This window comes from Paenarthrobacter sp. NPDC057981, from assembly GCF_042886835.1.
Classification (GTDB): Bacteria; Actinomycetota; Actinomycetes; order Actinomycetales; family Micrococcaceae; genus Arthrobacter.
This window is the reverse complement of the sequence record NZ_JBHVQI010000016.1, coordinates 86,133-92,350: the sequence shown is the minus strand read 5'-3', so window position 1 is coordinate 92,350 and position 6,218 is coordinate 86,133. Positions and strand designations below refer to the sequence as shown.

At 63.5% G+C, this 6,218-nt stretch carries 5 protein-coding genes; 1 reads left to right on the top strand and 4 read right to left on the bottom strand.

Translation table 11 applies throughout. From position 1 onward, the window contains the following. The 4 genes from ACFVSI_RS15080 to ACFVSI_RS15065 all read right to left on the bottom strand — a co-directional run. The coding region (locus ACFVSI_RS15080; RefSeq protein ID WP_387825144.1) for a cell wall anchor protein at positions 1-1,191 on the bottom strand (1,191 nt) is incomplete at its 3' end. Between the two features lie 98 nt (positions 1,192-1,289). Then, the gene (locus tag ACFVSI_RS15075; protein WP_387825141.1) at positions 1,290-2,318 is read right to left on the bottom strand and encodes a hypothetical protein; all 1,029 of its coding nucleotides are present in this window, start codon (positions 2,316-2,318) and stop codon (positions 1,290-1,292) included. Positions 2,319-2,431: 113 nt separating this feature from the next. After that, positions 2,432-3,304, bottom strand: coding sequence for an MBL fold metallo-hydrolase (locus tag ACFVSI_RS15070; protein ID WP_262275761.1), 873 nt, complete (start codon positions 3,302-3,304; stop codon positions 2,432-2,434). Between the two features lie 101 nt (positions 3,305-3,405). After that, a complete protein-coding gene (locus ACFVSI_RS15065) occupies positions 3,406-5,622 on the bottom strand; it encodes a S8 family serine peptidase (protein WP_387825137.1) in 2,217 nt (738 codons plus the stop codon). Positions 5,623-6,000: 378 nt separating this feature from the next. Here ACFVSI_RS15065 and ACFVSI_RS15060 point away from each other — a divergent pair. Continuing rightward, positions 6,001-6,218, top strand: a 218-nt coding sequence (locus ACFVSI_RS15060) for a hypothetical protein (protein ID WP_387825134.1), incomplete at its 3' end; no start/stop codon positions are given.

The following is a 6,218-nucleotide window of genomic DNA, read 5'->3' as shown; positions in this document are numbered from 1 at the left end:
GTTCGAACCCGTGCTCGTGGCCGAGGAATCACCCAACACACCAGCACCAACCGAACCAACGTTCACCGGAGCAGTAATCGGGGCAACAACCTGAGTCCCCGAAGCAACGCCATCCGAACCCGAAGTGGTGGCACCTGACGTGCTGCCTGTACCGCCCGTGGTGCCGTTCGAACCCGTGCTCGTGGCCGAGGAATCACCCAACACACCAGCACCAACCGAACCAACGTTCACCGGAGCAGTAATCGGAGCAACCACCTGCGTACCAGAAGCAACGCCATCCGAACCCGAAGTGGTGGCACGGGCAGGAGCCGTGCCGCTCGTAGAACCGTTCGAACCCGAGGTAGCCGAGGAATCACCCAACACACCAGCACCAACCGAACCAAGGCCTACCGGAGCAGTAATCGGAGCAACAACCTGCGTCCCCGAACCAATACCGTCAGAACCCGAAGTGCTGGCACCGGACGAAGCAGGAGCCGAGCCACTGGCAGAACCGCTGGAACCTGAGGTAGCCGAGGAATCCCCAGCCACACCCACGGCAGTGGCTCCGACATTAACAGGGACCGTATTCGGAGCCACTACCTGAGCGCCGGACGCGATACCCTCTCCCCCCGACGTTGTTGCCTGCGCAGGCGCCTGGGCCTGCGCAGGAGCTGCTGTTCCCGAAGTGGCTGTCGAGTCACCCAGCACACCGGCCGACGTCGACCCAACCGTGATGGGGACCGTCACCGGTGCTACAACCTGGGTTCCCGAGGCGATACCGTCGCCGCCGCCTGTGGTGGCTGTCGGCGTCGAACCTGATGCCCCAGCGGGGGCGGCAGGTGTGGCTGAGCTCGCCGCAGTGGAGCCCCCCAGCAGACCCACTGACGACGAGCCCAGGCTTACGGGCACCGTTACCGGAGCTACAACTTGGGTTCCGGAGCCGATGCCATTGGAACCGTTGGTGGTGGCCGGTGCTGAACCGGAAGCGGCCGCAGGTGCCGCCGAACTGGTTGCTGCCGAGTCCCCCACCAAGCCCAAAGAGGTTGCGCCGAGGTTGATGGGCGCTGTTACTGGCGCCACCACCTGCGTGCCGGAAAGGAGTCCGTCACTGCCGCTGGTGGTATCTGCGGCGTTTGCCGCGGTGGCGCTGAGGACAATCATGCCCCCGGCAAAGCAGGTGCCGATCAGGCACTTGCGAATGGTCGTGTTCATGGTGTGTTTCTCCTGAAGATCTAGTTTCCGGAGACGTCCAATCACGGATCGTCTGTCGAGCCGTCTGCCGCTAAAGCTGGTGCAGCAAGGCAGGGGAACTAGTCAGGAGAGGAGCCGGGGTCGAAGGAGACCGGCTGTGGATGTTGTTCGTAGTTGGCCGTCGCGAGGCCAGGAAGTGCGTCGGCGGGGATGATCAGTGCGTCGTGAAGGAATGCTGCTGCCGGGTTGGGCGGCCCATTCGAAGACCCGCCGGAACCACTTCCCGCCAGGCCGGACGGGACGGCGTCGAAGTCGCCCGGCAGCCCGGACGGGGCTGCAGGATCGGAAGAAGAGGAGGATCCGCCAAGCACCGCAGTGATGCCGGTGGGGCCGAAGTTTCGGGTATGAGCCAGCCACGATGCGTCGACCCCGAGCCCAACTGCGGTGGACTGTTCTGCTTCCGTGCCAGCTGGCTCCGGTGAAGTTACGACGCCGGTTGCCGGCTCGCTGCCTGCGTCCGGCGAGGCCGGAGCTACTGAGGTACCGGCGCCAGGAGCGCTCGGCACATCGGTGTCAGGGACCGTCACCGGAGGCACCGCAACGGGTGGGATAGTGACGGGCGGGACCACTGAGTCCAGGGGCGGCAGAACGGTGTCCACCACGCCCACGATGGGTTCCACGACCGGGTTGACTGCATCCGTCACAGGCTCCAAACGCACCGGTTCCACAATCGAGTTCACTGGGGGAACCACCACGTTGACGGCTTGGTCAACGGGGTCGGTGACAGGTGTCACCACGGTGTTCACGATGGTTCCCGCTGTGTTTGCGGGGAGGACCTGGTTGACCACCGGCGCGGCGTCCACCGTGCCGCCTACGTGCTGCACCACGGGAGTGACGGCGGGCACGGGGACGTTGATCTGCTCAGCGGGCAGCAATCCCTTGACGGCGGCCGGAAGGGCCACGTCGGGCAACGGAATGCTGATGGAGCTCGACGAAGAAACGCCGTTTAGCAGGTTTTTGTCGTGCGTATCCGCGTCCGCATTTGCGGCTGTGGCTGAAAGTGCCATCCAGATTGCGGTGCCTGCGCCCGCGACCATGACAGAGCGGAGAATGCTGGCAGCACGCGGGAATGCGCGTGAACCCCTCATCTCGACACCCCCAGGTAGTCGCGAACCAATGGTCGTGTTCATCCTAAGACGTGTTTAAGCCATTAGTCCATGCCTGGGAGTAAACAAGATGACAAATTTGTAAGGAACCTTGTTTACGAGGGGTAAGAACCCGTTTCGCTCGGACCGAAGTCCGGCGTTCCCAGGGAGGTGCGACCATGTGCGTTGGTTTCCTGAAGCCTCTTGATGAACCAACGCGACTGTTCCGGGCCATACGGCAGTACCGGAATGGCCTTGGTGGCGTCGGAGGGCATGTCGCGAATGGACTGGGTTGCCTGGCGAACCGCAGTGCTCATTGTGTGGGCCATGGTCTTGACGAACTCGTCACTGACATGTTTTCCGTGGCCCGGTACCAGGAATTCGTAGCGGTGGCGGAGGGCGGAGATGTGCCGCAGGGCGTCTGCCCACTCTTCCGGGTATGAATCCTCGAACGACGGATGTGCTCCCTGTTCCACCAGGTCACCCACGTACAGCGTGGAGCTGGTTCCTACCAACAGGTCACCGTCCGTGTGGGCGCGGCCCAGGTAGAAGAGCGTCGCGGTGATCCCGCCAAGGTCCACCAACACGGGCTGGTCGCGGACCAGCGCGTTCGGGACAACGATCTCGACGGCGTCGCCCTCCCCCGCTGCCATCTCGGGTTCGTTGGTGGCCACGAAGCGACGCTGGTTATCGGCGTCGCGTTCGATAGTGGCCGCACAGTTGGCGTGCGCCCAAAACTCGGTAACGCCGTCGTCAGCGAAAACGGCGTTACCGAAGAAGTGGTCGTAGTGCGCGTGGGTGTTCACCACAACCAGCGGCAGCTGGGTTTTTTCGCGCACTGCAGCGAGGATCTCCCGGCCTTGGCGCGGGCCGCAGCCGGTGTCGATGACCATGGCGAGCTCAGAGCCCACCACCAGCCCGGTGTTGAGTAACGATCCCTCGGTTTCCAAGACGTAGTTGTCCGGTCCAAGTTCCAGCCAAGCTGACAATGCGTTCTCCGTATCCAGTGCAATCCGGCGATGTTCAGGCCTCTACTCTACCCACGGAAAGCTGGGAGGGAGCGGAATGAACCGAGCCTTGGCGCAGGGATTTAGAGAATGGCCGTCATCACGTTCCAGCCTGCGCCTACCTGGGCGGAGTACAGCCACCAGCCGGCGCCGTTGCCTGCGTACAGGATCAGGTCACCGCCAGTGGTGCGGCCGAGGACGTCAACCTTGCCGTCGCCGTCGAAATCGCCGGGAGCTTCAAGGGCGTTGAAGATGTTCCAGCCCGAACCGATCTGGCTGGTGCCAAGCCACCCACCCGTTCCATTACCTGGATAGAGCAAGAGTGCGCCGGAGCCATTGCGGGCAATGACGTCGGCCTTGCCGTCGCCGTTGAAGTCTCCGACGCCGTCGATCGCTGTCATGACGTTCCAGCCGGCGCCGATCTGGCGCGGCTGCAGCCAGCCGCCGGAGCCGTTGCCCGGGTAGAGCCACAGCACTCCGTTACCGTCGCGGGCAATGATGTCGGCTGTTGCGTCGCCGTTGAAATCGCCCGATGCCTTGATGGAAGTCATCACGTTCCAGCCGGCGCCAATCTGACGGGCACCCAGGAGGCCACCCCAGCCGTTGCCCGGGTAGAGCCACAGCACACCGTTGCCATCGCGGGCGATGACATCTGCGTAGCCGTCGCCGTTGAAGTCACCCGGTGCCTCAATGGAGGTCATGCCGTTCCACCCCACACCGATCTGGGTGCGGGCGCCCTTCCATCCTCCGTAACCGTTGCCCCGGTACAGCCACAGTGCGCCGCTGCCATCGCGGGCAATCACATCACTTGTGCCGTCACCGTTGAAGTCGGTGAGCTTCTTGTTCGGCGATGCGGCGGGAGCCGTCCCACCGAACTTCCTCAGTGCCGCCGTCGCATCCACCAGGCCTGCGCCACAGCCTACGGAGCAGCCTCCAGGCAATGGCCGTGCCGTTTCCTTGAGCTGCTGCTCCACCTGGGCAGGAGTAACCGTGCCGCCTTGTGCGGACATGAGAAGTGCTGCAACGCCTGCCACATGGGGAGCAGCCATTGACGTCCCCTCCATAAAAGCGAACGCAGGCTCGCCCGGCGTGGTAGTCCCGTAGTTCAGCGTGGAGAGGATGCCGCGGCTGACGTCAACGGACATGTCGCCGCCGGGTGCAGTGATGTCCACGGTGGGGCCGTAGTTGGAGTACACGGCGCGGGCTCCAGCCTTATCGCTGGCTCCCACGGCGATCACGTTCTGGCAGTTCGCGGGACTCGCGTCAGCTGCGGGCACGTTGGAGTTTCCGGCAGAGGCCACAACCACGGCGCCTGCGTTGTACGCAGTATTGATGGCGTTCTGGTAGGTGGCGGAGCACGCTGCGGTGCCGCCAAAGCTAAGGTTGATCACCTTGGCCGGGTTGGGGTTCACGGGAACATCAGCAACCACCCCACCTGCAGCCCAAATGATGGAATCGGCGATGTCCGATGTGTACCCGCCACAGACACCGAGGGCCCGGACCGGAAGGATCTTGGCGCTTGGAGCAACGCCGGAAATACCGATGCTGTTGTTGCCCAGCGCGGCCACGATTCCTGCCACGTGAGTTCCGTGCCAGGAAGAGTTCTGGGCAGGGCTGCCGGCTTCACACTCTTCCGCCGGTACCCAGTCACCCTGGTCGGTGGGATCGGGGTCCCGGCCGTTTCCGTCGCGCGCATCTGCGGCACTTGAAATCATGTCGTAGCCGGGCAGCACGTTGGCGTTGAGTTCCGGATGGCTGGTGATGCCGGTGTCCACCACCGCAACCACAACACCTTCACCGTGGTTGTAGTCCCAGGCTCCGGGCGTGCGGACGCCGGAAAGGTTGTCCCACAGGTTCCACTGCTCCAAATACCCGTAGTCCTGCGAATGAGAGGTAGGGCGCATGATGGCGTCGGGCTCTGCGTAGGCGACGTTGGGATCTGCACGCAGGGTTTCAACGAAGGCCTGGGCTTCAGATCCCGAAAGTGCTTCGTCGAGCTTGATGACGTGCCCGCCAGTGGCATTCTCGCGGGAACTCTTAGTGGCGATACCCAGCTTGGTAGCTGCATGGTCCGCTGCATTCTCGGCCTTCACAGCGGCTGTTTGGGCGGCGCTGTCCCGAATGCCCACGATGAATTGGTCCGTGGGGACGTCGGCTGCGGGCTTGAGGACCTTCGGGGTGCTCGGAATGATGTCGATCTTATCGGCGACGGCTGGCTGAACGGCCAGCCCTGCGCCAATGAGAAGGGTGGTCATGGCTATGCCAACGGCCCTTACCGGGCGGAGACGGGGATTATTCACTGGGCATCCTAGGGAAATCGCAAGCAACCTCGACCGGCTGATCGCGGGCAACTGGAGACCACCAGCTGACCCCCAGAGAATTGTAAGCGGACTATCGGCTCTCTGGTGTATGCGGCGTGTTTGTGACAATTGCAGATGTGGCCCGGAAGCTTGAGCTTCCGGGCCACACTGGTCAACAACTAACCCCGGCTAGGGAGTTAGCTGTGACGTGATGCTGTCCTGCGACGAGCAAGGACCATCAGGACGATGCCGAAGGCCAGGAGTGCCGCAGCTGCTGCGATGTAGGGAGCCAGCTGGGTTCCCGTGTACGCAAGGTCGCTGCTGGAGCCATCGGCTACCGATGAATCGGCTGCCGGCGCGTCCGTTGTAGGAACGGAAATGACCGGAGCACTAGTGGTCGGCGTGCCTGATTCGCTCGGCTTCGGAGTTTCCGAGTGGCTCGGCTTCGGAGTTTCCGTCGGGGTATCCGTCGGAGTCGGGGTCGGCGTCGGCGTCTCAGTCGGGGTATCCGTCGGAGTCGGGGTCGGCGTCGGCGTCTCAGTCGGGGTATCCGTCGGAGTCGGGGTCGGCGTCGGCGTCTCAGTCGGGGTATCCGT